Below are 25,899 nucleotides of genomic sequence, written 5' to 3'. Positions count from 1 at the left end.
CCGCGCCTGTCAGGGCGCGCTGGCCCCGCCTTTCGCGGGGCGCCTGATGAAGCGCAGGAGATCGGCGAGGAGCCCCGGCCACAAGAGAACCGGGAGCGCATAGGCCGTCAGGCCCCCGACCACCAGCACCGCGATGCGCAGCGGGTCGGGGAAGCTTTCGACCAGCGCGGTCTGGCGCAGGCCCAGCAGCGTTACGACCATGATCAGAGTGCAGGCGGCCGAGGGAAGCAGCGTGCGCAGCACCTCGCCGGGGCGCAGCCCGGTGGAGCGGCGGAGCAGCAGCAGCGCCAGAGGCACGGAGGCGATGTTGCGGCAGACATAGCCGATCGCCACTGCCCCGACGCCCCAGCCCGCCGCGCAGAAGGCCACCGCGAGGCTCAAGGAGAGATCGAACAGGCTGAGGGCCAGAATGCTCCGGCCTTGCCCCAGCGCGGTCAGGATGGTCGGGTTGTGGAAGGTGATGGGTAGCGGCAGCGCCGACAGGGCGAGGATCTGCGCGATCGGAATGCTGGCGGTCCATTGCGGGCCGAACAGGGCGGGAAGAGCCTCCGGGGCGATCAGCGCCGCACCCGCGAAGGCGGGATAGATGACGAGAGAGGTCAGCTGGAGCACACGTAGATAGGCGCGGTTGCGCGCCGTCGCATCCGACTGGAGCGCCGAGAAGGAGGACAGCGCCACCGAGGAGAGCGGGCGGATCGTCACGTCGAGGATCAGGTCGAGATAGCGCGCGCCGATCCGGTAGAGGCCGAGCGCGGCGGTGCCCAGAACCGAGCCGACAATGAGATCGAAGGTCTTGGGGATCGCCATGTTGACGAAGGACGAACCGGCGAGCCAGGCCCCTGCCGCCATCTGGCGGCGCGCGATCGCGAAGGAAAACTGAAAGGCGGGGCGATAGCCGTTCCACATCCACAAAAGGCCGCTGTTCAGGATCGAGAAGGTCAGCCGCTGGAAGACCAGCGCGTAGACACCGAAATGCAGCGCGATGAGCGCGACGGCCACGAGGCCGGAGGAGACGGTCGCCAGCATGGTGCGCTTGGTCAGAAGGGCGAACTGGAACTCCTTGCGCATCAGCGCTTCGGGATTGACGCCGATCGCGTAGATGAAGGTCGAGAGCGCCAGGATTTGGACGATCGGCTCCAACTCGGGCGTGTCGAAGAGCGCGGCGGCCGAGCCCGCCCCGACATACAGGAGCGCCATGGCCAGAAGACCGAGAGCGACGCTCAGCCAGAACGAGGTGTGGAGTTCGAGCGCTGTGAGATCCTTGCGGTAGATCAGGACGTCGGTCAGCCCGGAGCGGCCGAAAATGTTCAGGAAGTCGATGAGAATCGTGGCGATGGCCACCGTGCCGAACTCCGCCGGGCTCAGATTGCGGGCGAGGATGGCGAAGACGACGAAGCCGAACAACTGCTGGCCGAGCGAGCCGCCGAGGCTCCACAGCGTGCCGGCCATCATCTTGGATTTCAGGTTGCGCTCAGGGCTGGGCATGAGACCTATCGCTTCCAGCGGCGGGCGAGCGCGCGAAATCCCTGCCGCAGGACGGAAGGGTGGCGCGCGGCCCGAACCAGCGCCGAGGGGGACTTGCGGCGCAGGAGGCGAAGGAATTCGCCATAGGCGGCGCGGCCTTCGAAACTGGCGATCCGCTGCTCGAGGAGGGCGGCCTCCACGGGCGTGAGCCGCGCGCGATAGGTTGCCAGAAGCGCGCGATTGGCGCCAAGCGCCGCGCCGAAATCCGGCTGGGTCTGCGACATGTTCGAGGCTTTGCGGGAGACCGGCCCGTGACGGGGCGTGTAGACATAGCCCGCCTCTGGCACGAGCTGCAAGCGCGCGCCTTCCATTAGACAGCGGAACAGGAGGTCGAAATCTTCGGCGTATCGCTGCTCTTCGGCATAGGCGAGTTGGTGGAGCGTCAGGAACTCGCGGCGCCAAACGGGCTTGAGCCAGCCATAGGGCGTGCGCTCGGGCGAGAGATCGTGGCGCAGAAGCTCTGCCAGCGACAGAACAAGCGGCTCGCGCAGCTCCGGATAGGCCGTTCCCACGACGGCATCGCAGCCCCGGTCGTAGATCGCCAGATCGTCCGCCACCATGTCGCACCCTTGCTCGGCAGCAAAGCGCGTGAGAGTTTCCAGACGTGTCGGCTCGAACCGATCGTCGGCATCCAGAATCGCGATCCATTCGCCGCGAGCCTCGCTCAGGCCGCGATTGCGCGCGACCGATGGTCCGCCATTGCGGGGCAGCGCGATGACGCGAAGGCGGGGGTCCTCACCGGCCAGCCCCCGTGCGATCGACAGGCTGTCATCGGTGGAGGCGTCGTCCACGAGGATGATTTCGAGATCGCCCAGCGTCTGCGCCAGCACCGACCGCACACCCGGTTCGAGGCAGGCGCGGGCGTTGAAGACGGGAATGACGACGGAGACGCGAGGGGCGTTCGCAGAGACTGATGTCATGCCGTTTCCCAGACGCGGCCGAATTCCCGGGTCAGCGCGGCGAACTGCGCGTCGTTGGCCGAGCCGCTGGCGTCGTTTTCGATATACAGCGCGCTGCCCTGGCTGCCGGTCCAGTTCCGAAAGCGAACCTTCGGGCCGACCTTGCGAAACTGAAGGCCCGCGCGGCGCGCCATCACATAAAGCCACATGTCGTCGGCGGTCGGCGCCAGACGGCGCGCGGCCTCAACGTCGAGCACATCGGGATGCAGGAGCGAGGGCACATAGACCACGCCGCCAAGCCCGGTCGGAAAGAGGGTCGGGGCCGTCCTGCGCTCGCTCGTGTTCTGCCGCCACGCGCCATAGGGCAGGGGCGCCCCATGGGCATCGAGCGTGATCTCGTGCGCGCGGAAGGACGGAATGGCCCGCTCGTCATCGAGAGTCAGCTCCGATGTCAGCTCCGCCAGCCAGCTTGGCCAATAATAGGCATCGTCATCGGTGGTGACGACATAGGCGTCCGGGTGCTCGGCGAAGCTCCAGGCATATTTCTTGTAGGATCGCACGTCTTCGCAGAGGCCGATCCGAAGGCCATCGTCCTGAAGATCCAGAACCTCTCGCGGCAGGCCGGCATGGTCGCGATGCGCGATCCACAGAACGGTCTCATCGGCCCTGACGCTCTGCGCCAGAAGGCTTTTGAGTGTGTAGGCCAGCGTGGCAAAGCGCGGCGGGTAGGAGGTGAGGGAGACGACGAGCGGCCGGGTGAGGCCGTGGGCGCAAGACCGGGCTCTCTGTTGTCTCCAGCATGTGTCGACCCACCAGCGGACCGCCGGGTCCGACGCCGTGAAGGCGTGGCCCTTCATCGTCTGCAGCGCATTACGCAACGCCATGGAGGTTACACTTCACGTTCGAAACATCGGGGGCGGGCGGTATGGTCGCGGGCCGCAATCAGGGGCTTTGCGGGCGCTGCGTCCAGGCGCGGCGCGCCAGATGGCCGGCCAGCAGGGGCGGTTCCAGGAGATAGCGGTGCGCCATGCGGCGCGGATCGGCAGCCAGGCGATGCAGCCATTCCAGCCCCCAGCGCCCCATCCAGCGCGGCGGCGTCGGCTCGAAGCCGGCGAAATAGGCAAAGGCCGCCCCGCCCAGTCCGACAACGGGAACCGCGAGGCGCTCGCGATAGGCGTCCACGAATCGCTCCTGACGCGGCATTCCCATGCCGACCACGAGGAAATGCGGCTCGGCCGCCGCGATCCTGGCCAGAACCGCCTCCAATTCGGCGGACCCTCCCGTCATGTCGAAGAAGCCGTGATGCCCGTCGATCCGAAGACTCGGCCAGCGAGCCCGCGCGAGCGCGAGGCCGGTTTCCAGAACCTCCGGCGTGTGGCCGAGCACGAAAACGCCTTTGCCCTCCCGCGCGGCGCGCTCGAAACTGTCCGTCAGCCAGTCCACCCAGGTCGTGCGATGCGCCCGCTCCACCTTGTGCCCGCGCGCCCGCAGCATCCAGACGAGAGGCATCCCGTCGAGGATCACCAGCGTGTCGGGCCTCGCCAGAAGCCGATCATAGGCGGGATCGACATGGGTGACGTAGAGCCCGTGCAGATTGGCGCCGCCCAGCACGATCTGCGTGCCCGGCGGACGCGGCCGGAAAATCTCGTCCAGCAGCTCGGCCTTGGTGAGCGGATGGAAGCGCAGGCCCAGTTCCACGATCTCGCGCGGAAAGGTCGGAGAGGTCGCGTCCTGCACCGAGGCTCAGCCCGCGTTCCGATAGGCCGCCCGCGAGAAGGCGGTCATCAGGATGATCTTGAGATCGAGCAGGAAGGACCAGTGATCGACATACCAGAGATCGTGCTCGATCCGGTCCGCCATCTTCTTCAGCGTATCGGTTTCGCCCCGGTGCCCGTTGATCTGCGCCCAGCCGGTGATCCCAGGCCGAATGTTGTGGCGGCGATGGAAGAGCTTGATTTCCTTGGCGAAGGTCTCGTTGAGGGCGATCGGATGCGGGCGCGGGCCGACGATCGACATTTCGCCGAAGAGAACGTTCAGGATCTGGGGCAACTCGTCCAGATTGGTGCGTCGCAGAACCGCCCCGACGCGGGTGATGCGCGGGTCGTTGCGGGTCGCCTGACGGAAGGCCGCGCCGTCCTCCATCACGCGCATGGAGCGGAACTTGAAGACGCGGATCGGCTGGTTGCCGTAGCCATGCCGCGTCTGGCGGAAGAAGATGGGACCCTTGGAGTCCAACCGGATCGCCGCCGCAATGGCTAGAAGAAGCGGGGCGAGGAAGATCAGCGCGCCCAGCGCAACCGCGAAGTCGAACACGCGCTTGAGCAGCAGTTGCAGCCGCGACAGGGGGCGGTTGCGCACGACGGCCGCCGGCAAACCGGCCAGACCGTCGCCCTTGGCCCTCCAGAGCGGGCTGTTGCGGTGCGGCAGCACTTCCACGGTTACCGGCGTTTCGCTGAGATCGTGCAGGAGCCGGTCCACGAGATCGCCCAGTTCGGCCGAGGTGTGGACGAGAACGCGCTCGACCCCGCTTTCGCGGCAGGTGTTTACGATGGCGCGCAGCGTTTCGGCCTCGTCGGCGCGCGCCGTGTCCGCCAGCGACAGGCGGGCCACGACATGGCAGCCCCGCGCCGACAGGCGCGCCTGAAGCTGGGGATCGAGCTGGGCGTCGCCCACGATCATCAGGCGCTGGCGCTCGACCCGCCCCTTGGCGAGGCGCTCGCGCAGAAGGCGCTGGAAGACGCTGCGCAGAGTGAGAACCACGAGCCCGCTCGTGACGAATTGCGAGAAGAAGGTTCCTCGCGAATAGCCCTCGTCGAACCGTGTGACGAAGAGGACGGCCAGAAGCGCGGTGAAGATCCGCAGCGTCGTCACCAGACCCGACCAGAGAAAGCCCGGCCCCGGTTCGATGGCGCGCTCGTAGCTGCCGCGCAGCAGCGACAGTCCGGCGACGCCGAGCCCCAGCGCCGCGCCGACCGCCATGGTCACGGAGCGGTCCGGGTGCCATTCCAGCGCGTAGGACCAGTAGAGATCGGCCGTCGCCACCGCGACCAGCGAGACCGCCAGCGTTTCGCAAAGGGCGAAGCCGTGGCTCAACCGCTCGAAACGGAGAATCCCCTCCAGGCGGGCGTGCCCTTGCGACACATCGTTTCCGACCCATTGATCCGTCGACATGCTTCCCCCGCATCGTCCACGAAGCCGGCAATCCGCACTTCGTTAAGAGACTATTAAAATACGGGAGCACAATGGATTGTCTTATGATGATCTTGGATAGGGTGTCATGCAGAGATGGGTGAAGACAATATTTCGATTCTATGCAAAATAGCACGCACGCAATTGAGTCCTCTATACTATATAAAACAAGGAATTCTTGAAAAGCGGGCGCGAACGCCCTGCGCGGCTGGCTCGATCGCGAGGCAAAGGCGCAAGGCACCTGTTGCCCCGTATTCTGGGGTTTCACGGTGGTGCATGAGGGCGAGCTTTTTCTGGGGATGAGATCAGGTCCAGCGCGCCTGCAACAACGCAGCGACAAGGTTGGCCAGGCCGCGCGGGTGTGTCGGGCGCATGATGCCCGACGCGCCGTCCGCCTCAGCCCTCGGCCGGCGGAAAGGCGCTCGACGTGCCATCGCGCGGCGGCGGCAGGATGGCGGGCTGAAGCTGAAGCCAAGCCTCGAACATCGTGCGCGTGTTGCCCAGCGTCGGCAGGCCTTTGCTGCGGGCCTCGCGCGGGGAGCAGCCGAAGCGGCGCCGGAACGCCTTGCTGAAGGAGGCCGTGCTGTCGAAGCCGAGCGCTTCGGCCAGTTCCCCCATGCTGCGGTGTTCTTCCGGATGGCGCAGGAGTGCGCAGGCCGTGTCCAGCCGGCGCGTCTGGATATAGCTGGAAATGCCGCCGAGCGGCGCGAAGGCGCGATACAGCGAGGAGCGGGGGATGTGCAGATCGCGCGCGATCGCCTCCGGCGTCAACGCGTTCGAGGACAGGTTCTGCTCGATATGCCGCTCCACGCGGATGCGCAGCGTCGGAGTCATGGGCTCGCGCTCACGCTCTGGCAAGTGCCGGTCCTCGATCTCGCGCAGGGCGGCGGACACGAGGGCGAGCGTGCCGCGCCCCATGCTCGCCGCTTCGTCCTGCCCGAGCGAAGGCGCGTGGCGAGATAGGGCGCTCAGATGCGCCGCCAGAACATGCGCGCTCGGGGAGGTCAATCGCTCTCCATGCAGCGGCGGGATCCGGCTCATGAGGCTCGACAGCGCTTCGCGCGGGACCACGAGGACGACAAACCGGCTCCACGAATGGGACAGGCGAAAGCCTTGCGACGATTCGAGGCAGAACAGATCGCCCGCACCGAGCGAGACGGGCTGGCCGCCGATCTCGCCCTCCCATTCGCCGCTCACGATATGGAACAGGCTGACATGGCCTTGAGGACCAGGGATCAACTGCTCTGCGGCCCGCGACAAGCAGGCGGGCGAGACATGGTTCGTGCAAAGAATGGACGAACCGATCAGCCAGGCGGAGACGTCGACAAAGATGTCATCGCACGCGTCGACGGTCAGTTCGGCTCGCAATTGCGCGATGGCCCCGCTCCACAGACGCAACGCCTCCTGCGCGGGGAGCCCCCGGCTGCTGATGCGAAGCGCCGGCAAAGCGTGGTTCATTGCCAGAGCGGTCTTGTTCTCCGACATCCTTTGCCTGACCCACCCGTTGCCCGACAATCCGATCGGCGAACCGACCCGTCAGGCAAGCCTGTTGCACTCTCCAGAGCCGGAGCGAATCCTCGCTGGGTCGGCCGGTCGGATTTTCTTCGCTCGCCCGATGCGATCCGCGCCGCTCGCCCGGCCGCGAGGACTGTCGCGAATGCCCGACGATGCGCCCTCGCACCGACGGCGCTTCGCTTCCTGTCGTCGAACGAAAATCTCTCGACCATTCTCCGCTCGCAGGGGGCCCGACCATTCGTCTAAGATCATGTTTCGCCCCTCGCGTGCAATCTGTCGAGAGCCGCCCGCGAGACGGATGAGGTCGACCGGCTTGTTACCTCGCGTGAAACGGACCATCGAGCGGAGCCTTGCCATCAACGATCTTTTGGCGCGCCTCCTCGTGCCGGTCCCGCAAGCCGGTGAAGCGCGGGTCGTGGCTCAAATCCTCACCGCTTTCGTTGCGGCGCGTCAGCCGGAGGAACTCCACGCTTTCATCGGCCGAGAGGCCCACGAAAACCTGCTCACCCCGTTCGTTGATCGTGATGGCCCGCATGGCGCGCAGAAACTGTTCTTCGTCGGGTGTGAGGTCCATGTCGTTCCTTTCCGATCTTTCGCGCTGGGAAGATGGGGCCGTGGATTGCCCTTTCGCTCGAACGACGCGGGAGGAACCTCGTTCCGAAGGGCCAAGCATCGGCGGCCGAACGGCGCGATTCGTTTGGCCGCTCCAAAGGCGCTGCAGCCGGGGCGGCGGGATCGTGTTCGACCTTCGAAATGAAGCCCGACGCCTCGGCCGGGGCTGAACCGACGCGCCATCCGGCACATGCAAGCCGCAAGGCCGCGCTATGGCGAGGGGCCGATCTTTCTGCGCAGTCCGATCCGCCCGCGAACGCCTGCGCTGGGGCGCAGGACGCAGTTTCACTGCGGGAGCGCGCTGACGCGGTTCTGGATCATCCAGACGTCGCGTGGGTCGAAAGCGGGCGGCCGACAGGCCGAGGCCCGAGTCGACACCCGAGGACGAAGACTATGGCCGCGACCCGATCGAACGCGCGTTGCTCCACGGGTACGCATCACCGACCATACCGGCTCACTTGGCCGCGACGGCGTGCCAGGAGCGATCTCGCTGCCGCTCGGCGCTTCGACACTAGAGGTCACCAGTCGTCCGTTGCATGAGATCCTGTCCTATTGTGATGGAACCCATTTGGTCGCCAGCTCTTGGAAACATGCGACAACCGCAACCGGAACGGTTTTGCAGCCCGCTTTGGCGCATGTTCGGCTTTTGAAAGCCGGCTCGGCGCGCACGCTCCGCTCGGATCAGAGCGGCTATCGTCACGACAGTCGAGCTCACGAAGGCGTGAGTCAAATTTTCGCGTGACTGCAATGATTTCGAATATCGTCCCAATGCAGTCGACAGCTGTGCGGTGATTGCGGAATATTTCGGTCAAGACGAAGAATGGATGGCAATTGATATGGCAGAGTCCAATAGGAATACCATTCCCGACAATGATGTTGCCGGCGTCGATCTGCTTCAGCCTTTGATCGCCCTGTCCAAGTCGACCCGGCAACTCGTCTCGCTGAAGCTGGCGGAAACCGGCGTTATGGCCGGGCAGGATCAGCTTCTCGACGCGCTCGACCCGCGCGAGCAGCGAAGCATCTGCATGGTGGCCAACCACCTGTCCGTACGGCCATCGACGATCTCCAAAATGCTGGACATTCTGGAGCGCCGGGGCTGGTGTCAGCGCGAGGCCGACGATGTCGACCTGCGCCGCACCTTCGTGCGCCTCACGCCGGAGGGCGAGAGGGTTCGCCTCCATGTGCGCCGCGTCTGGGGCGAGGTGAACGCCGACCTGATGCGCCAATTGCCGTCCGACATGGTGTCGGACATGTCGGCGGCTCTGCGTCAGGTGGAAGAGGTGCTGATGACCCGTCTGTCCCGCCTGCGATAGCGAGAAGGGGCGGGCGTCTTTTCCTGAACGGCCAGACGCCGTCGAGGCCGGCGGCAAAGCCGGATTGATCAGCAAGCGGGACGGAAAAGACCGGACCCATCCGATCCGGTTGGACTGTCCGAAAGGCTTCGAAGCATCAAATCCGGCTGAACAGCAGCTGGACCACATTGTCGGCTTCGGCCGGTTTGCGCAGCACCGGCGTGTCCTCGTATTCCTGCGGAATCATCCAATTGTCGTAGCCGGTGACGAAGATGATCGGGATGCCGATGGCCTTCAGGGCCTCGGCCACGGGAAAGACCTTCTCGCCCCCGAGATTGATGTCGAGAATGGCGGCGTCCACCATCTCGCCTCGCTCCACCAGCGCCAGCGCTGCGTCCACGGTCGGAACGGGTCCGACCACGATCCCATTGGAGGCTCGGATGGTCGCGCTCCATTCCTCGGCGGCATGATATTCGTCCTCGACGATCAGCACACGGCGCCCGGACAATTCGACGGTATTCGAAGCAAACATGCCTTGAGCTTGCGACCGTAGCCTCCCCCCTGTCAACGGAGGGCGAGGGGCTCGTTCGTGTGCCTCCTAGCGAAAATTCGAGCCGGTCGTCGCATCCATCTCCCACCGATCCGATCGGTCGCCCGCCTTGAATCTGGACCGCAGGGCAGGGGGCTATCGCCCGTCTTCGCCTCGCCCAAAGGGGGGGCGATGCAGCGCAAGGCCAAGCCTCGGCAACGACGCCCCTGGCGCAAAGCGCCCGCGCGCCAACCCGCAAGGGGCCTGTTCCCGCTTCTAAAGCTTGCCCAGCATTTCGATCAGCAGAGGGCGAAGGCGCCGCAGTTTGTGGCGATGAGCGGCGGACAGGGTCTCGATCTTGTCCAGCCCATCCTGGGTGAGCGCGACATGGACGCGGCGTCGGTCGCTATCCCCGGCTTGGCGTTCCACCAGTCTCAGCCGCGCCAGTCGATTCACCAGCCCCGTGGCGCTGTGCGGGCGAAGATCAAGCTGATCCGCCAGCTCCCCGACCGGCAGCGAGCGTTCGGCGGCGGCGCGAATGGCGAGCAGCGCCTGATGCGGCTGTGCCGTCAGCCCTGCCTCCGCAGCGGCTCCTTCGCTGAAACTCAGGAAGCTTCGCAAACTGCCGGCGGAACAGCACCAGCGCGCGATAGTCCTCGTCGTCGATGGGATCACTCGAGCTCGCTCCATGCCACCGATCGCATTCTTGAGGAATATCGTAGTGCGATAGATTGGACGCCTCTGACCCTCTTCGCTTCTCATCCCCCAACGGCCTTTCAGGCCCGGTCGCGTCGCCCCGACTGGCCGATCACAGCGCCGACTGGCGAATGTTCGCCCTCTCCCTGATGGCGCTCGTCGTCGGGACGGGCGGCGCGGGTGCCGCATGGCTGCTCCTGAAGCTCATCGCGCTCGCCACCCATCTCGCCTGGTAGGGCGAATGCTCCTTTGCCGTGCAGGACATCGTGCCGGCGATGGGTGGCCTTGCCATGGTGCCGGTCGCGGGCAGTCTGATCATCGGCCTCATGGTGCGTTTCGGGTCGGACAAGATTCGCGGGCACGGCATTCCCGAAGCCATCGAGGCCATTCTATTCGGCCAAAGCCGGATGTCGCCCAAGGTCGCAGTGCTCAAGCCCCTGTCCTCGGTCGTCTCGATCGGCTCGCTCTTTGCCCAATGCTTTCATCTCAGCGGCGCGGAGCGCAAGACGCTGCTCGTCGCCGGCGCGGCGGCCGATATGACGGTGATCTTCGGCGCACCCATCGCGGCCATGCTCCTGGCAGTCGAGGTGCTGCTTTTCGAGTGGAAGCCACGCAGCTTCGTGCCCGTCACGGTCGCCGCCTTGACGGCCATCGCCTGGCGGCCTGCATGGATCGGCGCGGAGCCAATGTTCGCGCTTGTCGCGCCCCTTGCGGGCGATGCCGCGATGCTGGCGGGCGTTGCCGCGCTCGGCCTTGCGACGGGCCTTTTCGCCTCGCTTCTCTCCTCCGCGCTGTATCGGATCGAGGATGGCTTCCACCATCTGCCGCTCCATTGGATGTGGTGGCCGGCCCTGAGCGGGCTCGTGGTCGGCCTCGGCGCGCTGATCGATCCCCGCGTTCTGGGAGCGGGCTACGACAATATCCAGGCGTTGCTGACCGGCTCCATGGCGTTTCAGGCCTTGCTTGTCGATCCGAAGCGCGATCGGTCTCTGTACAACGGACGCTGCGATGGGCCGATCTCTGGGAAAAACGGGTGGTCTCGCGGGGCGGGGCGGGCCATGCTGCGGCCTCGAAAGGAGCCCGACCCATGACCCTCCATGCGCCAATCGCGCCGCGTCCCGCTTTCGAGGAGGTTCCGCCTCCCGGCGATTATGCGCTCGTACGGCGCACGATCGAGTTCATCTCGCAGGAATATCGCTCGCAGCCGAGCCTGTGCGAAGTGGCTGAGGGTGTGGGCGCGCCGGAGGCCGAGCTGGAGGCCGCGTTGCGGCGGTGGGCGGGGCTGAGCCCCAAGGCCTTTCTTCAAGCGGTCACGCTGGATCACGCGCGTCGGCTTCTGGCCGAAGGGCTTCCGCTTCTGGACGCCGCGATCGAGGTCGGGCTCAGCGGGCCGTCGCGGCTGCACGACCTGTTCGTCAAGCACGAGGCCATGAGCCCCGGCGCCCACAAGGCCAAGGGCGAGGGGCTGGCGCTGCGCTACGGTTTTGCCGACGGGCCGTTCGGGCGCACGCTGGCCGTCTGGACCGAGCGCGGGCTGGCGGGGCTCGCCTTCAGCGACGAGGAGCGGGGCGGGGACACGCACGCGCTCGCCGATATGCTCGGCCGCTGGCCGAAGGCGCAGGCCGAGCGGGACGATGCGGGCGCGGCCGATCATGTCGCGCGCGTCTTCTCGCCGGCGCGCTGGCGGGGCGACCAGCCACTGCGCATCGTCTTGATCGGGACGGATTTCGAAGTGCGAGTCTGGCAACGCCTTCTCGACATTCCGCTGGGATGCGCCGACACCTATTCCAGCGTCGCGCGGGACATCGGCGCGCCGCAGGCCTCGCGCGCGGTGGGCGCGGCTGTCGGGCGCAATCCGCTGTCCTTCGTGGTTCCGTGCCACCGCGTGGTCGGCAAGTCGGGCGCGCTGACGGGCTATCATTGGGGGCTGACGCGCAAGCGCGCCATGCTGGGCTGGGAGTTCGGCCTGCGCCACCCCGACTGATCGCCGCAGCGCGGAACTCATTGGCTGACCAAACGTCCCTTCTGCCAAGCGAAGAGAGCGATGCGATGGGCAAGGCGGCGGGCGATACACGGGCGGACATGCCGAAGGCGCGCGGCGACGCGCGGCCGGCCTCCGCGCCGAAGAGCAAGTCGCAGCGCGCCGTATCGAAGATTGGCGAACTGCGCGCGCCCATGAGCGCCGGTGAACGCGAGGAAACGTTTCGTCGCCTCGCCGCGCACATGCCCGGTCGCACGCCGACCGCCAAGGGGCCGAAGGATCAGCCCGACCCGTTCCGGTCCGTCGTGTCCTGTCTTCTTTCGGCGCAGAGCCGGGATGTGAACACGGCCGCCGCCGTCACCGCGCTGTTCCAACTCGCCCGGACGCCGGACGACATGCTTCGCTTGAGCGAGGCCGAGATCGCAGCGGCCATCAAACCCTGCGGTCTTTACAACATGAAAGCCCGCAGCATCCGCCGGCTTTGCCATGCCTTGATCGAGGAGCATGATCGCGTGGTGCCGCAAACGCGCGAAGGGCTCATGGCCCTGCCCGGCATCGGGCGCAAATGTGCCGACATCGTCATGAGCTTCACCTTCGACGAGGACGTGATCGCCGTCGATACCCATGTCTTCCGCGTCTGCAACCGCACCGGCATCACGCAGGAACGTACCGCCGACAAGACGGCGGCCGCGCTGGAGCGCGACGTGCCGGACTGGGCGCGCCGCGACGGCCATTTCTGGTTGATCCAGTTCGGCAAGAGCGTCTGCCTCTCGCGCCGCCCGCGCTGCGAAAGCTGCTTCCTGAACGATCTCTGCCGCGCGTTCTCCGCGACGGGCGGGGCTGTGCCCCCGCCCTCCGCATGAGGCGCAGCGTCAAAAGCGCTGCGGCACGTAAAGCTCGCTCGGCAGGGTCTGGCGCTCGTATTCGGGGTTGAACACGCGCTCGGGCAGGGTGATCTCGTCGTAGGGCACGCCCTCATAGGGGATCAGGCTGAGGAGGTGGTTGATGCAGTTGAGGCGGGCGCGCTTCTTGTCGTTGCCTTCCACGATGTACCAGGGCGCTTCGGGAATGCTCGTGCGCGCGAACATTTCTTCCTTGGCCTTGGTATATTGCTCCCAGCGCACGCGGGACTGAAGGTCCATCGGCGAGAGCTTCCACTGCTTGAGCGGATCGTGGACGCGCATCATGAAGCGCATCTGCTGCTCTTCGTCGGTGATCGAGAACCAGTATTTGACGAGACGGATGCCCGAGCGCGCCAGCATCCGCTCGAATTCCGGCACGTCATGGAAGAACTGCTCGACCTCGTTGGGCTTGGCAAACCCCATGACGCGCTCGACGCCCGCCCGATTGTACCAGGAGCGATCGAACAGGACGATCTCGCCGCCCGCCGGCAGATGCGGCACATAGCGCTGGAAATACCATTGCGTCTTTTCGCGGTCGCTCGGCGCGGGCAGCGCGACGACGCGCACGATGCGCGGGTTGAGCCGCTGCGAAATGCGCTTGATGACGCCGCCCTTGCCGGCCGCGTCGCGCCCTTCGAACAGGACGACGACCTTTTCCTTGTGATGGGCGACCCAGTTCTGGAGTTTGATCAACTCGGACTGAAGACGCAGCAGCTCGCGGAAATAAACGAGACGGTCGAGCGCGTTCGGATGGGACTTCTTGTAGATTTTGGTGAGTTCGTCGCTGAGAGACGGCGGCGAGAGTTCCAGTTCGAAATCTTCGTCCAGCACATCCTCGATTTCCGCGCGCAGCCAATCGTCCGCGCCATTGCGCGCGGCGAAACCGTCGAGAGTCCTGTCTTCGTTGCTCATGCGGCCGGTCGCTTTCGTCTGGGCTGTTCGCTGCGGACGCACCATGCCGCAATTCGATGACAGCTGTTTGGCGGGCAAAATCGGTAGCCGGCAAGAGGCTCAGGGCAGCGCGGGCTCCGGCGCGAAGCGCGCGCGGATGGCCGCGCCGTCGCGCCCCGGCGGATGGCCGAACAGGCGGCGATAGTCGCGGCTGAACTGCGAGGGACTCTCGTAGCCGATGGCATAGCCGACGCTCGCGACCTCCTCCGCGCTCATCAGCCGCCGACGCGCCTCCTGAAGGCGCACGAGCTTCTGAAACTGGACCGGCGTCATGGTCGTCACCGCCTTGAAATGCCGGTGGAAGCTGGGAACGCTCATGCCGGCCAGCCGGGCGAGATCCTGAACCCGAAGGCTCTGCGCATAATGCGCGCGGATATGGGCGCAGGCCCGGCCGACCCGCGCGCCGTGGCTGTCGCGCGCACCCATCTGGGCGAGCGCCGCGCCGAGCGGGCTATGGAGCAGGCGCCAGACGAGCTCGCGCCGGATCAGCGGCACGAGAACCGATCTGTCGCGCGGATGGTCGAGGCATTCCAGAAGCCGTCGGATCGGATCGCACAGGGACGGGTCCGCCCGGCCCGCCGCCAGCGCCGCGAAGGGCGCGGCCGGCGCGGGCGCGATTTCGGCCTCGGCGACCAGTGCGGTCACGTCCTCCGGCGGAAGCGCGAAGCTCAGCGCGAGATAGGGCTCGGCCGGGCTCGCCGCCACAATCCGCGCCGAGACCGGAACGTCCACCGAGGCGATCAGGCATTCGCCCGCGCGGTAGCGATAGGTGTCGGGGCCGAGCGTCGAGAGCTTCGCGCCTTGCACGACGAGGCAGAAGGAGGGGCCGTAGACCGAGCGGATGACACCGCTGGGTTCCTCCGCACGGTTGAGAAGCAGGCCTTTGATCGGCGTTTCGCGCCCATGGCGCAGAAACTGGCGTTCGAGAAGCGGGGCGAGGTCGGTCAGGTCGGTCATGCCCGTGAGTGTACGCACGAGACCGCTAAACGCCATCGCCTTCGGGCGGGTTTGAGAGGATCGGGCAAGAGGCTGAGAGGATCGGCCGGAGGCAAAGGCGACCCCGCGCCTTAGGTTCGGCCCATCGCCACGCTTTCAAGGAGATGATCCATGCGGATGCGACAGCTCGGCCATAGCGGCCTTTTCGTTTCGGAACTGTGCCTGGGCACCATGACCTTCGGCGGCAACGAGGGCATGTGGAGCCAGATCGGCCGGCTCGGGCAGGACGAGGCCGACGCGCTGGTGAAGACGGCGCTGGATGCCGGCATCAATTTCATCGACACGGCCAATGTCTATGCGGGCGGCGAAAGCGAGCGCATTCTCGGCCGCTCGCTCCAAAACCTCGGCGTCGCGCGGGACGATGTCGTGGTGGCCACCAAGGTGATGGGCGTCATGGGGCCGGGGCCGAACGCGCGCGGCGCCTCGCGCTCGCATATCCTGTCCCAGTGCAAGCAGAGCCTCCAGCGGCTGGGGCTCGACCATATCGACCTCTACCAGATCCATGGTTTCGACCGGGCTGTGCCGATCGAGGAAACCCTGGAGGCGCTGGACACGCTCGTGCGCCACGGGCATGTGCGCTATCTCGGCCTGTCCAACTGGGCGGCGTGGCAGGTGATGAAGGCGGTCGGCATCGCCGAGATGCGCCGGCTCGCGCCCATTCTCTCCCTTCAAGCCTATTACACGCTGGTCGGCCGCGATCTCGAACGCGACATCGCGCCCATGCTTCAGTCCGAGGGCATCGGCCTCATGGTCTGGAGCCCGCTGGCCGGCGGCTATCTCTCGGGCAAATATGACGGCGAGGGCACCGGCGCGGACGGGCGGCGCGCCACGTTCGACTTCCCGCCCGTAGACCGCACGCGCGGCAGCGCTGTGATTTCGGCGATGCGCGAAGTGGCCGACGCCCGGGGCTGCACAGTGGCGCAGGTGGCGCTCAGCTGGCTGCTGCACCAGAGCGTCGTGACCAGCGTCATCATCGGAGCCCGGCGGCCGGAGCAGCTCCGCGACAATATCGGCGCGACCAAGGTGGAACTGAGCCCAGACGATCTCGCCAAGCTCGACGCCGTGTCGCGCCTGCCGGCCGAATATCCCGGCTGGATGCTGGAGCGCCAAGGGGCCTATCGCGACTGAGGTCGAAGCGGAGGGGCGTGTTGCGCCCCTTCTCGCTTTCCGAAGGCGCTGCGGCCTGTCGAGGGGGCGAAAGGTTCTTCGGCCGAGCCTATGTCGCATGCCGCGCCGACGCGGGACACGAGGGGGAAAGGCGTTGCCGACCGGAGGGTCGTCAGGCTCCGATGTCGTTGCCCTTGCGCATCTGGCAGCCGGTGATCTTCAGCGAGCCGTCCGGCTGGCGCTCCAGCGTGTAGCTCGCGATCCAGCTCTGCCCCTTGGCATCCGACAGGTAGACCTCCTGACGCAGCCCGGCCCCCTCGGCCTTCAGCGCGCCGAAGGTGACGTTGCCGGCGCGGTGAACGGCGGGATAGGCCTGCGCCACCATGCTCAGAAAAATCTCGGGCGAGGGAAAGAGGCGCTGGATATTAGGAGCGGCGAAGGCATAGGCCCGCGCTCCATCGTCGGCGCGAAAGGCTTCGAGCTGCCCGCCGATCGTGGCGCGAGCATCGCTGCCATCGTCCGCCAGCGCCGGATGAGCTAGGGCGACCAGGGCGATAAAACCGAGGAGAACGCGGCGCATGCGATGCCTCCTTCCAAGGGAAGGCCTCAGCATCCGTTCAGAATGTCGATCCCGCAAGCGCCAAGTTGACGCGGCGGAGAAGAAGGGCGGCACCGAGGCGCCACCCCACTGTCTGTTCGTGATGCCCGCCCCGGCTGAAGCGGGGCGGGCTTGGTGACGGTCAGCCCGCCAGAACTTCCTTGGAAGCGACGGTGGAATCGGCGTTCAGCTTGTAGACGATGGGCACGCCCGTCGCGAGTTCCTGCGCGACGATCTCCTCACCTGTCAGGCCGTCCAGCGCCATGATGAGGGCGCGCAGCGAGTTGCCGTGGGCCGCGACGATCACCGTGCCGCCCGACAGGACATGCGGCTGAATGCGGTGGATGTAATAGGGCCAGACGCGCGCGCCCGTGTCCTTCAGCGACTCGCCGCCCGGAGGCGGCACATCATAGGAGCGGCGCCAGACATGGACCTGATCCTCACCCCACTTGGCGCGGGCGTCGTCCTTGTTGAGGCCCGACAGGTCGCCATAGTCGCGCTCGTTCAGAGCCTGATCGCGGATCGTCTCCAAACCCTCCTGGCCGAGTTCGCCCTGGATGAGCTTCAGCGTGCGCTGGGCGCGGGAGAGGGCGCTGGTGAAGGCGATGTCGAACTGGAGCCCGGCCGCCTTGAGGCGCTGGCCGGCGGCCTTGGCCTCTTCCACGCCGAGTTCCGTCAGGTCCGGGTCGCGCCAGCCGGTAAAGAGGTTCTTGAGGTTCCAGTCGCTCTGGCCGTGGCGGACGAGCACGAGGGTGCGGGACATGAAGGCGAACTCCCTTTGTGGACGGTATGATGTGGACGGGATGTGGAAAACCTGTGGAGCGTCAGAAGCCGAGCACCTGACGCATCGAATAAAGACCCGGCGCTTGGCCTCGCGCCCAAAGTGCGGCACGCACGGCCCCGCGCGCGAAGATGGCGCGGTCCTCGGCCCGGTGGCTCAGTTCGATGCGCTCGCCCTCGCCGGCGAGGATCACCTGATGATCGCCCACCACCGAGCCGCCGCGCAGCGTGGCAAAGCCGATCGTGCCGGCCTCGCGCGGGCCGGTATGGCCGTCGCGCACCCGCACGGACTGATCCTTCAAGGCGATCTCGCGCCCGACCGCCGCTGCTTCGCCGAGAAGCAGCGCAGTGCCGGACGGGGCGTCGACCTTCTGGCGGTGGTGCATTTCGAGGATTTCGATGTCGAACGCATCCGGCCCCAAGGCGCGCGCCGCCTGTTCGGCCAGAACGGCGAGGAGATTGACGCCGAGGCTCATATTGCCGGACTTCACGATCCGCGCGCCGGCCTGCGCCGCTGCGGCGATCGCGGCATCGTCGCTTTCCGAGCAGCCGGTCGTGCCGATGATATGGACGAGCCCGCGCCGGGCGGCCTCCTTGGCCACCGCGACGCTGGAGGCCGGCGCGGTGAAGTCGATCACGCCGTCCGCCGCGTCCAGGGCGGCCGAGAGATCGCTGGAGACGGGAATGCCGAGATGGCCGGCGCCGGCCAGTTCCCCGGCATCGTTGCCGAGCGCCAGCGAACCCTCGCGCTCGATCGCGGCGGAAAGCTTGGCGCCGTCGGTTTCCTTGACGACGCGCACCAGCGTGCGGCCCATGCGCCCGGCGGCACCCAGGATCACCAGCTTCATCGGCTCGCTCATGACAAGGTCTCCGTTTCGATGGTTTCGGAAGCGTCCGCCCCGCCCTGGAACCCGTGCAGACGGGCATAAAGCCCGTTCGGACGGGTCAGAAGCTCCTGATGCGTGCCGCTTTCGGCGATTCGGCCGCGATCCACGACAAGGATCTGGTCCGCGCCGACGATGGTGGACAGGCGATGGGCGACGACGATGACGGTGCGGTCGCGCATCGCGGTTTCCAGCGCACGCTGCACCAGCACTTCCGAGCGCGTGTCGAGCGCCGAGGTCGCCTCATCGAGAAGCAGGATCGGTGCGTCGCGCAGGAGCGCGCGGGCGATCGACAGGCGCTGGCGCTGGCCGCCCGAAAGCGTCACGCCGTTTTCGCCCACCGGCGTCTCGTAGCCGAGTGGCTGGGTGAGGATGAACTCCTCGGCCTGCGCCTTGCGCGCGGCGTCTTCCACTTCGGCGTCGGAGGCTTCCGGCCGGCCGAAGCGGATATTGTCTCGGATCGAGCCTTCGAACAGAACGGGGCTCTGCGGCACATAGGCGATGGCCGAGCGCAGCGAATGCTTGGTGACGGTGGCGATATCCGTCCCGTCGATCAGGATGCGGCCCGAGGCGGTGTCGTAGAAGCGCTCGATCAGCGCGATGATCGTGGACTTGCCGCCGCCCGACGCGCCGACCAGCGCCGTGGTCCGGCCGGGGGGCGCGGTGAAGGAGAGTTCGCGCAGCACCGGCTCCTCGGCATGATAGCCGAAAGATACGGCGTCGAAGCGGATTTCGCCCCCCGCGACGGAGAGCGGCTTGGCGCCCGGCGCGTCGGCCTGACGCGGCGTCTCGTCCAGGATCTCGTAGATCATCTTGGCGTTCACGAGCGCCCGCTCCATCTGCACCTGCAGCTTGGCGAGGCGGCGCGCGGGGTCGTAGGCCAGAAGCAGCGCCGTGATGAAGGCGAACATCGAGCCCGGCGAATAGCCGTAGACGATGGAGCGATAGCCCGACCAGGCGATCACGGCGGCCACCGCGATGCCGGCAACCGTCTCGGTGATCGGGCCGGAACGCTCGGTGATGATGGCAATGCGGTTGGAGCGCTCTTCCGCCTTCTCGATCAGATCGTCGGTGCGCGCGCGCAGGAGCTTTTCCATGGTGAAGGCCTTCACCACCTGAATGCCCTGCGCCGCTTCCTGCATGGAGCCGAGAACCCGGCTGTTGAGGTCGATCGACTGTCGCGTCGCCTTGCGCAGCTTGCGCGACAGGCGCGAGATCATAATGGCGATGGGCGGGCCTGCGGTGAGCGCGATCAGCGACAGCGCCCAATCCTGCCAGATCATGGCGAAGATCAGGAAGATCAGCGTCAGGAGATCGCGCGCCAGCGACGTGACGGTCAGGTTCAGCGTGTCGCGAATGCCAGAGACGTTCTGGTTGATGCGCGCGGCGAGCTGCGCCGAGCGCGTTTCGCCGAAGAAATCCACCGAGAGTTCCGTGAGATGGGCAAACAGGCGGCGCTGGTAGCGCGCCACCACATCATTGCCGATCCGCGCCAGGATGACGCCCTGCCCATAGGAGGCGATGCCGCGCAGAAAGAAGGCGAAGAAGATCGCGAAGGGCAGCGTGAACAGCATGGCCCGGTTGCCGGCGACGAAAATCTCGTCGATCACGTCGCGCATCACCCAGGCCATGAAGGCCGTGGTGAGGGCCACCACGACGAGGCACAGGGCCGCCACCGCGTAGCCGGCGAGATGCTCGCGCCCGTTTTCCGCGATCACGCGGCGAAGCAGATGGAGCGCCTCGCCCCGCTGACGGGGTTCGCTCAAGGAGAGAGTGGTCTTCGTCAAGGATCGGGCCGGCCGGTTCATCGTCGGCTCGCTCTATAGCCGCTGCCGCCGCTCCTGCCTACAGGCGCGGCGGTGGGGGGATAAAGAGCGTCAGCGCGTCCAGCGCCGGTTGGTGGTCTCGAGCCCGTAGGAGCGCGGCGCGCGGGCGAAGGTGGCGAGCCCGGCCAGCGCCGCCAGCGGCAGCGTGATGGCGTAGAGCGGCATGTCGCGTAAGAGCGCTTCGTGGGGCGCCTTGTCCTCGAAGGCGGCGCGCATGGCGGCGCGGTCGATATAGGGTGCGATGTGGCCGAAGATTCCGCCCGCGATGAAGACGCCGCCGCGCGCCATGAAGACCAGGGCTAGATCGCCGGCCACGCGCCCGAGATAGATGCCGAAGAGGCGGATGGCTTCGCGGGCCGTTTCGTCTCCGGAGCCTGCCGCCGCCGTGATCGATGCGGGGGAATGCGGCTGCACCTCGCGCCCGTCGGCGCGCCCGATGGCGTTGTAGAGATTGACGAGGCCGCGCCCGCACAGGACCTGCTCGGCCGACACGCGCCCGCCGATCGTCTCCAGATAGGGCCAGATGGCAAGATCGCGCGCGCTGCGGGGGCCGAGGTCGATATGGCCACCTTCGCCCGCTACGGGAATCCACATGCGCCGCGCCTTGACGAGCCCCGCGACGCCGAGGCCCGTGCCGGGGCCGACCACGACGCGCGCGCCGTCATGCGGTGTGCCGGCGAGGCCGATCGCCTCGCGGCCGGCGTCCGGCAGAGCCGAAACGGCGAGCGCCTGCGCTTCGAAATCGTTGACGAGCAGCACGTCCTCGAAGCCGAGATCCTCGATCAACCGGCGCGGGCGCACCACCCAATGGCAATTGGTCAGCTCGATTTCGTCGCCGCTGATCGGGCCGGCAATGGCGAGCACGGCCGAGCGCGGCTGGATCGAGGTCTTGTCGAGAACGGTCGCCTGGATCGCGTCGTCGATATTGGGGAAATCGGCGGTCTGGACGATCGGGAAGTTCTTCGGCTCGGCGAAGGCGTCCACCAGAAGGGCGAACCGGGCATTGGTGCCTCCGATGTCGCCGATCAGGATCGGAAACTTCAGGTTTTCGGCGGAATCGTGCGTCGGAGTCATGCCGGTCCGGTTTCAATCGTTTGAAGACGGGCCAGCCATAGCACCGCAACGTTGCGGGAAAAAGGCGCTGTGTCGCAGCCCGCGCGATGCGTCGCGGAGGGCGCATCGACGGGCCTGCTTTTATAGATTATCGCGCACGCATGAGCATTGCCAAAGACGACCCGCTGGCGGTCAGAATCAGTCGCGCGCTGGCCGAGCGCATCATTTCAGGCGCGATCGCGCCGGGCGTAAAGCTGCGGCAGGATCATGTGGCGCTGGAGTTCAACGCCAGCCATGTGCCGGTGCGCGAGGCCTTTCGACGGCTGGAGGCCCAGGGGCTTGTCGTGAGCGAGCCGCGCCGGGGCGTGCGTGTCGCGGGGTTCAGCCCGGCCGAAGTGCGGGAGGTCGCCGAAATGCGCGCGGCGCTGGAAAGCCTCGCGCTCCGCCACGCCTTTCCGCATCTGACGCGCTCGATCCTGGATGAAGCCGATAAGGCGGTGGAGGCGGGCGACCGGGCCGCGAATGTGCAGGCCTGGGAAGAGGCGAACCGCGCCTTTCACCGCACCATTCTCGCCCCCTGCGCCATGCCCCGTCTCCTGCAGACGATCGACGATCTTCAGGCCGCGAGCGCGCGCTTTCTGTTTTCCGGTTGGCGGGCGGAATGGGACGCGCCGACCGACCGCGACCACCGCGCCATTCTCTTGGCGCTCCGGGCGGGAGATGCCGAAGGGGCGGCCTCGACGCTGGCGCGGCATGTGCAGCGGATCGGGCAGGTGACGCACTCAAGGGGGCGCACGTAACACATCGCGCTTTATCTATTATTTTTAGAATCGTTGAGCGAATCAGAGAATTCGCATCATGATCGGGAAGCAATCCGCCAAAAATAATAGATAAAGAGGTTTCGATGGCGACCACAGTCTCGTCCACGCATCCATCCCGGTTTGGCATCCTTCCCCAGCTTGTTGTGATTCCCGCAGGCGTCATCCTCATGACGCTGGCCGCGAAGGCGCAGATTCCCTTCTGGCCTGTGCCGATGACGCTGCACACGATGGCCGTGATGGGCTTCGCGCTGTTTCTAGGCCCTCGCTTGGCGGTCTCGATCTTTCTGGCCTATCTCGCGGCCGGTGCGGCGGGGCTGCCCGTCTTCTCCGGTACGCCCGAGCGCGGCATTGGCTTGGCCTATATGATGGGACCGACAGCGGGCTATCTCCTGGGCTTCCTTCTCGCTTCGGCCTTGGTCGGCCACTGGGCGGCGGGGCGCAAGTTCCTCGGGCGCTTTGGCGCCATGCTGGCTGGCCTCGCCCTCGTCTACGCCTGCGGCGCGGCTTGGCTCGCGCTCTTGGTGCCGGCGGACAAGATCCTGAGCGTCGGCGTCTGGCCTTTCGTGCCGGGCGATCTCCTGAAGATCGCCATCCTGGCGGTGGCAAGCCTTGTCCTGCCGCGTCGTGCGAGCCTGCGCCGATGAGCGCCGATGGTGTGATCCGTCATGATTGGACCATGGACGAGATCACCGCGCTTCTCGAAGCGCCGCTGCTCGATCTCGTCGGCCGGGCGCAGGCCGTCCACCGCGCCCATCACGATCCCGATCATGTGCAACGCGCCAGCCTCCTGTCGATCAAGACCGGCGGCTGCCCGGAGGATTGTGCCTATTGCCCGCAATCGGCCCATCACCGCGAGGTCGAGCTGACGCGCGACCGTTTGATGGAGCCGGACAAGGTCATCGCCCTGGCGCAGACCGCCAAGGCGGCCGGAGCCTCGCGCTTCTGCATGGGCGCGGCCTGGCGCGAGGTGCGGGACGGGCGCGAGTTCGACGCGGTGGTGGAGATGGTGGCGGGCGTGCGCGAGCTCGGCATGGAAGCCTGCGTCACGCTCGGCATGTTGAAGCCCCATCAGGCCGAGCGCCTCGCGCGCGCCGGGCTCACCGCCTATAACCACAATCTCGACACATCGCCCGAATTCTACGAGCGCATCATCTCGACGCGGACCTATCGCGACCGGCTGGAGACCCTTGGTCTCGTTCGCAGAGCGGGGATCGAGCTGTGCTGCGGCGGCATCGTCGGCATGGGGGAGAGCGTGACGGATCGCGCCAGCCTGTTGCAGGTTCTGTCCGGCTTCGACCCGCATCCCGAAAGCGTGCCGATCAACGCACTGGTGCCTGTCGACGGGACGCCGCTGGCGGGACGCGAGCGGATCGACGCGCTGGATCTCGTGCGCATGGTGGCGGCGGCCCGGCTCGTCATGCCGAAGGCGCGGGTGCGCCTGTCGGCCGGCCGCTCGCAGCTCACCCGCGAGGCGCAGATCCTCTGCTTCCTCGCGGGGGCGAATTCCATCTTCTATGGCGAAACGCTGCTGACGACGCCCAATGCGGGCATCGGTGACGACGCGGCGCTCTTCGCCGCGATCGGCCCTCAGGGAAGCGGCGCGGAGGCTGGAAGGCTCTGAGCGGCTTTCGCCCGGCTCAACGGGCCGGGCGGAAACGCGGCATGGGCAATCCGCCGGGAGGCTCCGGCGCATAGGCCGGGGTGCTGGTGGCGGGCGCCAAAGGCGGCGGCGCGGGGCTTGCGATGGGCGCCGGCTGCGCGTTGTCGTCGAAATCGTCCGACATGGCGGCGGCGACGGGCGGCGGCGGTTGCGGCAGGCTCGGCGCGGGCGAGGCGGCCATCACCGCGCCGCCCTTGGCCGCCGGCTGGTTGAGCACGGCCGCGCAGGCCTTCGGGAGGGCCGCCATGAAGATCGGGGGCGGCTTCTTGTAGGGCTTGGCGTTGGGCGGGGGCGGGCGCAGCGCGACGTTGAACCACCAGTCGAGCTTATCGCAGCCATCGCCCTTGCCGGTCGATTCCTGCGACTGGCAATTGGGCGAGCCCGGCTGGCACGAAATCCGCACGTGGAAATGATAATCGTGCCCGAACATCGGGCGAACCTTGTTGAGCCAAGCCCGGTCGCGCCCCGCCGTCTTGCAGAGCTGCTCCTTGATGCCGGGATGCACGAAGATGCGCTCCACCTCCGGCTCGCGCGCGGCGGTGCGGATGAGCTTCAGCATCTCGGGCCGCCAGCGCGACAGGTCGATCCGGTTGGTGCGCTTGTCGATCACCGAGGGCAGGGGCATCGTGTCGCGCTCATGCGGCGAGAGGCGGCGCGTCGGCATCTCGGTCAGGTAGATGTCTGCGTCGAGGCCGATCTGGTGCGAGGCGTGGCCATCCTTCATCGGACCGCCGCGCGGCTGCGCCATGTCCCCGAACAGAAGCCCACGCCAATGTGCCTCGCGCGCGGCGTCGCCCGACAGGCGCTGGAGAAAGCGGATCATGGTCGGATGGGCGAAGGCGCGGTTGCGCGAAGGCTTCATGACCTGCCAGGTCGGCCCATCCTTGGGCATTTCCATCGCGCCCGACAGGCAGCCCTTGGAATAGAAGCCGATGCTCTGCGGCGGGCCGGCGCTGGGGGTCGCCTCGGAGCCGAACAGTTCCTTGGCGGGCGTCTGCGCGCCGGCGGGGCCGGACAGGGCGCTGATCAGCCCGAGCGTGGCGAGCGACAGGCGCGAGCGAGAACCTGACAGCATGGGGCGTTCCTCCGGACGGCCGGCATCGGCCATGCCGGCTGGCAGAGCCAAGCCGGACGGATCGGCCGAAACTAAGGCAGATGAATGGACCGAAGCTGGAGCGCCACACGACACACCGGGCATCAGGGCATGTCCGCCGAACGAAGGTTCGCCGGACAGCTCGAAGGTCTTGTTTCCCCGCCTTGTCCGTACGGGGAAACCGACTCTCGCGGGAAGACCTCAGACCGGGACGGTCGAGCCGCCCGCTTCGTCGGAGCGGTAGAACGCGTCGATCACGCGCTGGTTGAGGATGGATTCCTCCAGCGAGAACAGAGGCTCAGTGCCGCCTGCGACCTTCCGCGCGAAGGCTTCGGCCTGGAGGCGATACTGATCCGCCGCGCCAAAGCGCGCCGTCTCCGAGCGCCCATGCGAGCGGTCGTGCCAATGCACGGCGGCCTGCGCGTAGAGCCCGGCATTGAAGGCCCCGTCCACCTCGATAAACCCTTCCGTGCCGTGGAACACCATGGTCTGGCGCGCGGCCATCTGGGTCGCGACATAGAAGGAGAGGCGGAAATCGGGAAAGTCCACCGAACAATCGGCGAAGCGATCCGTGCCGAAGGTCGGGTCACGCTCGATCAAAGCGCAGGCCGATACGGCCTCCGCACCGGTGGAAAGCCGCGTGGTGACGACCGGGTAGACGCCGATATCGGGAAGCGCGCCGCCGCCGAGTTCCGGCTGGTTGCGCATATTGGCGGGATCGACATTGTAATAGGAGAAGGCCCCCTGCACATGGCAGAGGCGGCCGATGCGCCCGTCCGCGATCCACTCGCGCACCAGGGCCCATTGCGGGTGGTAGCGCACCATGAAGGCTTCCGCCACCTCGACGCCCGCCTTGTCGCGCGCGGCGATCAGGGGCTCGATCGCCTCGGCCTTCAGCGCCAGCGGCTTTTCCACCAGAACATGCTTGCCGGCCTCGATGGCGCGGCGCGCCCATTCCACATGCTGGCTGGTCGGCAGCGGGATATAGACC

26 protein-coding genes are annotated in these 25,899 nt (G+C 66.9%); 8 read left to right on the top strand and 18 right to left on the bottom strand.

The genetic code is table 11. From position 1 onward, the window contains the following. Positions 1-9 precede the first annotated feature (9 nt). The 7 genes from AUL36_RS04105 to AUL36_RS04075 all read right to left on the bottom strand — a co-directional run bounded on the left by AUL36_RS04105 (position 10) and on the right by AUL36_RS04075 (position 7,701). The gene (locus AUL36_RS04105) at positions 10-1,485 is read right to left on the bottom strand and encodes a lipopolysaccharide biosynthesis protein (RefSeq protein WP_062218345.1); all 1,476 of its coding nucleotides are present in this window, start codon (positions 1,483-1,485) and stop codon (positions 10-12) included. 5 nt (positions 1,486-1,490) lie between these two features. Next, on the bottom strand, positions 1,491-2,444 hold the full coding sequence (locus AUL36_RS04100) for a glycosyltransferase family 2 protein (protein ID WP_062218343.1): 954 nt from the start codon (positions 2,442-2,444) through the stop codon (positions 1,491-1,493). Next, entirely contained in the window at positions 2,441-3,307 is an 867-nt protein-coding gene (locus AUL36_RS04095) for a hypothetical protein (protein WP_062218341.1), read from the bottom strand. Before AUL36_RS04095 ends, AUL36_RS04100 begins: the two co-directional genes overlap by 4 nt. A gap of 58 nt (positions 3,308-3,365) precedes the next feature. Next, positions 3,366-4,160, bottom strand: a complete 795-nt coding sequence (locus tag AUL36_RS04090; protein WP_062218339.1) for a WecB/TagA/CpsF family glycosyltransferase — start codon at positions 4,158-4,160, stop codon at positions 3,366-3,368. A 6-nt stretch (positions 4,161-4,166) separates the two neighbouring features. Then, on the bottom strand, positions 4,167-5,594 hold the full coding sequence (locus AUL36_RS04085; RefSeq protein ID WP_062218337.1) for an exopolysaccharide biosynthesis polyprenyl glycosylphosphotransferase: 1,428 nt from the start codon (positions 5,592-5,594) through the stop codon (positions 4,167-4,169). A 414-nt stretch (positions 5,595-6,008) separates the two neighbouring features. Then, positions 6,009-7,097 carry a helix-turn-helix domain-containing protein gene (locus AUL36_RS04080; protein ID WP_062218336.1) on the bottom strand — a complete coding sequence of 363 codons (1,089 nt, stop codon included), beginning with the start codon at positions 7,095-7,097 and terminating at the stop codon, positions 6,009-6,011. Between the two features lie 346 nt (positions 7,098-7,443). Next, positions 7,444-7,701: a hypothetical protein gene (locus AUL36_RS04075; protein ID WP_062218334.1), complete on the bottom strand. Its 258-nt coding sequence runs from the start codon at positions 7,699-7,701 to the stop codon at positions 7,444-7,446. Between the two features lie 874 nt (positions 7,702-8,575). Here AUL36_RS04075 and AUL36_RS04070 point away from each other — a divergent pair. Next, on the top strand, positions 8,576-9,052 hold the full coding sequence (locus tag AUL36_RS04070) for a MarR family winged helix-turn-helix transcriptional regulator (protein WP_062218332.1): 477 nt from the start codon (positions 8,576-8,578) through the stop codon (positions 9,050-9,052). Between the two features lie 136 nt (positions 9,053-9,188). Here AUL36_RS04070 and AUL36_RS04065 read toward each other — a convergent pair whose 3' ends face one another. Beyond that, positions 9,189-9,563, bottom strand: coding sequence for a response regulator (locus AUL36_RS04065; protein WP_062218330.1), 375 nt, complete (start codon positions 9,561-9,563; stop codon positions 9,189-9,191). Positions 9,564-9,836: 273 nt separating this feature from the next. Next, positions 9,837-10,322 (bottom strand): MarR family winged helix-turn-helix transcriptional regulator, encoded by a 486-nt coding sequence (locus AUL36_RS04060; protein ID WP_244497021.1) that lies wholly within the window; start codon positions 10,320-10,322, stop codon positions 9,837-9,839. 188 nt (positions 10,323-10,510) lie between these two features. On the opposite strand from AUL36_RS04060, the gene AUL36_RS04055 reads away from it, so the two are divergent. The 3 genes from AUL36_RS04055 to AUL36_RS04045 are packed head-to-tail and all read left to right on the top strand — an operon-like array spanning position 10,511 to position 13,100. Beyond that, positions 10,511-11,347, top strand: coding sequence for a chloride channel protein (locus tag AUL36_RS04055; RefSeq protein WP_062218329.1), 837 nt, complete (start codon positions 10,511-10,513; stop codon positions 11,345-11,347). Continuing rightward, positions 11,344-12,240, top strand: coding sequence for a methylated-DNA--[protein]-cysteine S-methyltransferase (locus tag AUL36_RS04050; RefSeq protein WP_062218327.1), 897 nt, complete (start codon positions 11,344-11,346; stop codon positions 12,238-12,240). The genes AUL36_RS04055 and AUL36_RS04050 overlap by 4 nt, the downstream gene beginning before the upstream one ends. Positions 12,241-12,260: 20 nt before the next feature. After that, on the top strand, positions 12,261-13,100 hold the full coding sequence (locus tag AUL36_RS04045; RefSeq protein WP_244497020.1) for an endonuclease III domain-containing protein: 840 nt from the start codon (positions 12,261-12,263) through the stop codon (positions 13,098-13,100). 9 nt (positions 13,101-13,109) lie between these two features. On the opposite strand, the gene ppk2 is transcribed toward AUL36_RS04045, so the two are convergent. Together ppk2 and AUL36_RS04035 are read right to left on the bottom strand one after the other, a co-directional pair. Further along, entirely contained in the window at positions 13,110-14,051 is a 942-nt protein-coding gene (gene ppk2 / locus AUL36_RS04040) for a polyphosphate kinase 2 (protein ID WP_058599044.1), read from the bottom strand. Positions 14,052-14,150: 99 nt separating this feature from the next. After that, complete coding sequence (locus AUL36_RS04035; protein ID WP_244497019.1) at positions 14,151-15,065, bottom strand: AraC family transcriptional regulator; 915 nt, start codon at positions 15,063-15,065, stop codon at positions 14,151-14,153. A 132-nt stretch (positions 15,066-15,197) separates the two neighbouring features. Between AUL36_RS04035 and AUL36_RS04030 the strand changes: the two genes are divergently transcribed. Beyond that, positions 15,198-16,214 (top strand): aldo/keto reductase, encoded by a 1,017-nt coding sequence (locus AUL36_RS04030; RefSeq protein ID WP_062218323.1) that lies wholly within the window; start codon positions 15,198-15,200, stop codon positions 16,212-16,214. 151 nt (positions 16,215-16,365) lie between these two features. Here the strand turns inward: AUL36_RS04030 and AUL36_RS04025 are convergent, their stop codons facing one another. From AUL36_RS04025 to AUL36_RS04005, 5 genes are all read right to left on the bottom strand, one after another. Further along, entirely contained in the window at positions 16,366-16,773 is a 408-nt protein-coding gene (locus tag AUL36_RS04025; RefSeq protein ID WP_062218321.1) for a DUF4864 domain-containing protein, read from the bottom strand. Positions 16,774-16,933: 160 nt separating this feature from the next. Next, positions 16,934-17,554, bottom strand: a complete 621-nt coding sequence (locus tag AUL36_RS04020; RefSeq protein WP_058599040.1) for a 2,3-bisphosphoglycerate-dependent phosphoglycerate mutase — start codon at positions 17,552-17,554, stop codon at positions 16,934-16,936. A gap of 61 nt (positions 17,555-17,615) precedes the next feature. After that, the gene (dapB, locus tag AUL36_RS04015) at positions 17,616-18,431 is read right to left on the bottom strand and encodes a 4-hydroxy-tetrahydrodipicolinate reductase (RefSeq protein ID WP_062218318.1); all 816 of its coding nucleotides are present in this window, start codon (positions 18,429-18,431) and stop codon (positions 17,616-17,618) included. After that, positions 18,428-20,242, bottom strand: coding sequence for an ABC transporter ATP-binding protein (locus tag AUL36_RS04010; protein WP_062218397.1), 1,815 nt, complete (start codon positions 20,240-20,242; stop codon positions 18,428-18,430). The genes dapB and AUL36_RS04010 overlap by 4 nt, the downstream gene beginning before the upstream one ends. A 90-nt stretch (positions 20,243-20,332) precedes the next feature. After that, positions 20,333-21,355: a glucokinase gene (locus AUL36_RS04005; RefSeq protein WP_062218315.1), complete on the bottom strand. Its 1,023-nt coding sequence runs from the start codon at positions 21,353-21,355 to the stop codon at positions 20,333-20,335. 140 nt (positions 21,356-21,495) lie between these two features. On the opposite strand from AUL36_RS04005, the gene AUL36_RS04000 reads away from it, so the two are divergent. The 3 genes from AUL36_RS04000 to bioB all read left to right on the top strand — a co-directional run bounded on the left by AUL36_RS04000 (position 21,496) and on the right by bioB (position 23,776). After that, the gene (locus AUL36_RS04000; protein ID WP_062218312.1) at positions 21,496-22,134 is read left to right on the top strand and encodes a GntR family transcriptional regulator; all 639 of its coding nucleotides are present in this window, start codon (positions 21,496-21,498) and stop codon (positions 22,132-22,134) included. 104 nt (positions 22,135-22,238) lie between these two features. Next, on the top strand, positions 22,239-22,799 hold the full coding sequence (locus AUL36_RS03995; RefSeq protein ID WP_062218309.1) for a biotin transporter BioY: 561 nt from the start codon (positions 22,239-22,241) through the stop codon (positions 22,797-22,799). Continuing rightward, entirely contained in the window at positions 22,796-23,776 is a 981-nt protein-coding gene (gene bioB / locus AUL36_RS03990) for a biotin synthase BioB (protein ID WP_062218306.1), read from the top strand. The genes AUL36_RS03995 and bioB overlap by 4 nt, the downstream gene beginning before the upstream one ends. Before the next feature lie 16 nt (positions 23,777-23,792). Here bioB and mepA read toward each other — a convergent pair whose 3' ends face one another. Together mepA and AUL36_RS03980 are read right to left on the bottom strand one after the other, a co-directional pair. Next, the gene (mepA, locus tag AUL36_RS03985; protein WP_062218394.1) at positions 23,793-24,890 is read right to left on the bottom strand and encodes a penicillin-insensitive murein endopeptidase; all 1,098 of its coding nucleotides are present in this window, start codon (positions 24,888-24,890) and stop codon (positions 23,793-23,795) included. A gap of 219 nt (positions 24,891-25,109) precedes the next feature. Continuing rightward, positions 25,110-25,899, bottom strand: a 790-nt coding sequence (locus AUL36_RS03980) for a Gfo/Idh/MocA family protein (protein WP_062218303.1), incomplete at its 5' end; no start/stop codon positions are given.

The sequence above is a fragment of the Aureimonas sp. D3 genome, assembly GCF_001463805.1.
In the GTDB taxonomy this organism is placed as follows: Bacteria; Pseudomonadota; Alphaproteobacteria; order Rhizobiales; family Rhizobiaceae; genus Aureimonas; species Aureimonas ureilytica_A.
This window is presented reverse-complemented; position numbering and strand designations above follow the sequence as displayed.

Excerpts from the sequence above, each read along its gene's own strand:
- AUL36_RS04105 (WP_062218345.1), bottom strand. The coding sequence starts at position 1,485 with ATGCCCAGCCCTGAGCGCAACCTGAAATCCAAGATGATGGCCGGCACG.
- AUL36_RS04100 (WP_062218343.1), bottom strand. The coding sequence starts at position 2,444 with ATGACATCAGTCTCTGCGAACGCCCCTCGCGTCTCCGTCGTCATTCCC.
- AUL36_RS04095 (WP_062218341.1), bottom strand. The coding sequence starts at position 3,307 with ATGGCGTTGCGTAATGCGCTGCAGACGATGAAGGGCCACGCCTTCACG.
- AUL36_RS04085 (WP_062218337.1), bottom strand. The coding sequence starts at position 5,594 with ATGTCGACGGATCAATGGGTCGGAAACGATGTGTCGCAAGGGCACGCC.
- AUL36_RS04080 (WP_062218336.1), bottom strand. The coding sequence starts at position 7,097 with ATGTCGGAGAACAAGACCGCTCTGGCAATGAACCACGCTTTGCCGGCG.
- AUL36_RS04075 (WP_062218334.1), bottom strand. The coding sequence starts at position 7,701 with ATGGACCTCACACCCGACGAAGAACAGTTTCTGCGCGCCATGCGGGCC.
- AUL36_RS04070 (WP_062218332.1), top strand. The coding sequence starts at position 8,576 with ATGGCAGAGTCCAATAGGAATACCATTCCCGACAATGATGTTGCCGGC.
- AUL36_RS04065 (WP_062218330.1), bottom strand. The coding sequence starts at position 9,563 with ATGTTTGCTTCGAATACCGTCGAATTGTCCGGGCGCCGTGTGCTGATC.
- AUL36_RS04060 (WP_244497021.1), bottom strand. The coding sequence starts at position 10,322 with ATGAGAAGCGAAGAGGGTCAGAGGCGTCCAATCTATCGCACTACGATA.
- AUL36_RS04050 (WP_062218327.1), top strand. The coding sequence starts at position 11,344 with ATGACCCTCCATGCGCCAATCGCGCCGCGTCCCGCTTTCGAGGAGGTT.
- ppk2 (WP_058599044.1), bottom strand. The coding sequence starts at position 14,051 with ATGAGCAACGAAGACAGGACTCTCGACGGTTTCGCCGCGCGCAATGGC.
- AUL36_RS04030 (WP_062218323.1), top strand. The coding sequence starts at position 15,198 with ATGCGGATGCGACAGCTCGGCCATAGCGGCCTTTTCGTTTCGGAACTG.
- AUL36_RS04025 (WP_062218321.1), bottom strand. The coding sequence starts at position 16,773 with ATGCGCCGCGTTCTCCTCGGTTTTATCGCCCTGGTCGCCCTAGCTCAT.
- AUL36_RS04020 (WP_058599040.1), bottom strand. The coding sequence starts at position 17,554 with ATGTCCCGCACCCTCGTGCTCGTCCGCCACGGCCAGAGCGACTGGAAC.
- dapB (WP_062218318.1), bottom strand. The coding sequence starts at position 18,431 with ATGAGCGAGCCGATGAAGCTGGTGATCCTGGGTGCCGCCGGGCGCATG.
- AUL36_RS04005 (WP_062218315.1), bottom strand. The coding sequence starts at position 21,355 with ATGACTCCGACGCACGATTCCGCCGAAAACCTGAAGTTTCCGATCCTG.
- AUL36_RS04000 (WP_062218312.1), top strand. The coding sequence starts at position 21,496 with ATGAGCATTGCCAAAGACGACCCGCTGGCGGTCAGAATCAGTCGCGCG.
- AUL36_RS03995 (WP_062218309.1), top strand. The coding sequence starts at position 22,239 with ATGGCGACCACAGTCTCGTCCACGCATCCATCCCGGTTTGGCATCCTT.
- bioB (WP_062218306.1), top strand. The coding sequence starts at position 22,796 with ATGAGCGCCGATGGTGTGATCCGTCATGATTGGACCATGGACGAGATC.
- mepA (WP_062218394.1), bottom strand. The coding sequence starts at position 24,890 with ATGCTGTCAGGTTCTCGCTCGCGCCTGTCGCTCGCCACGCTCGGGCTG.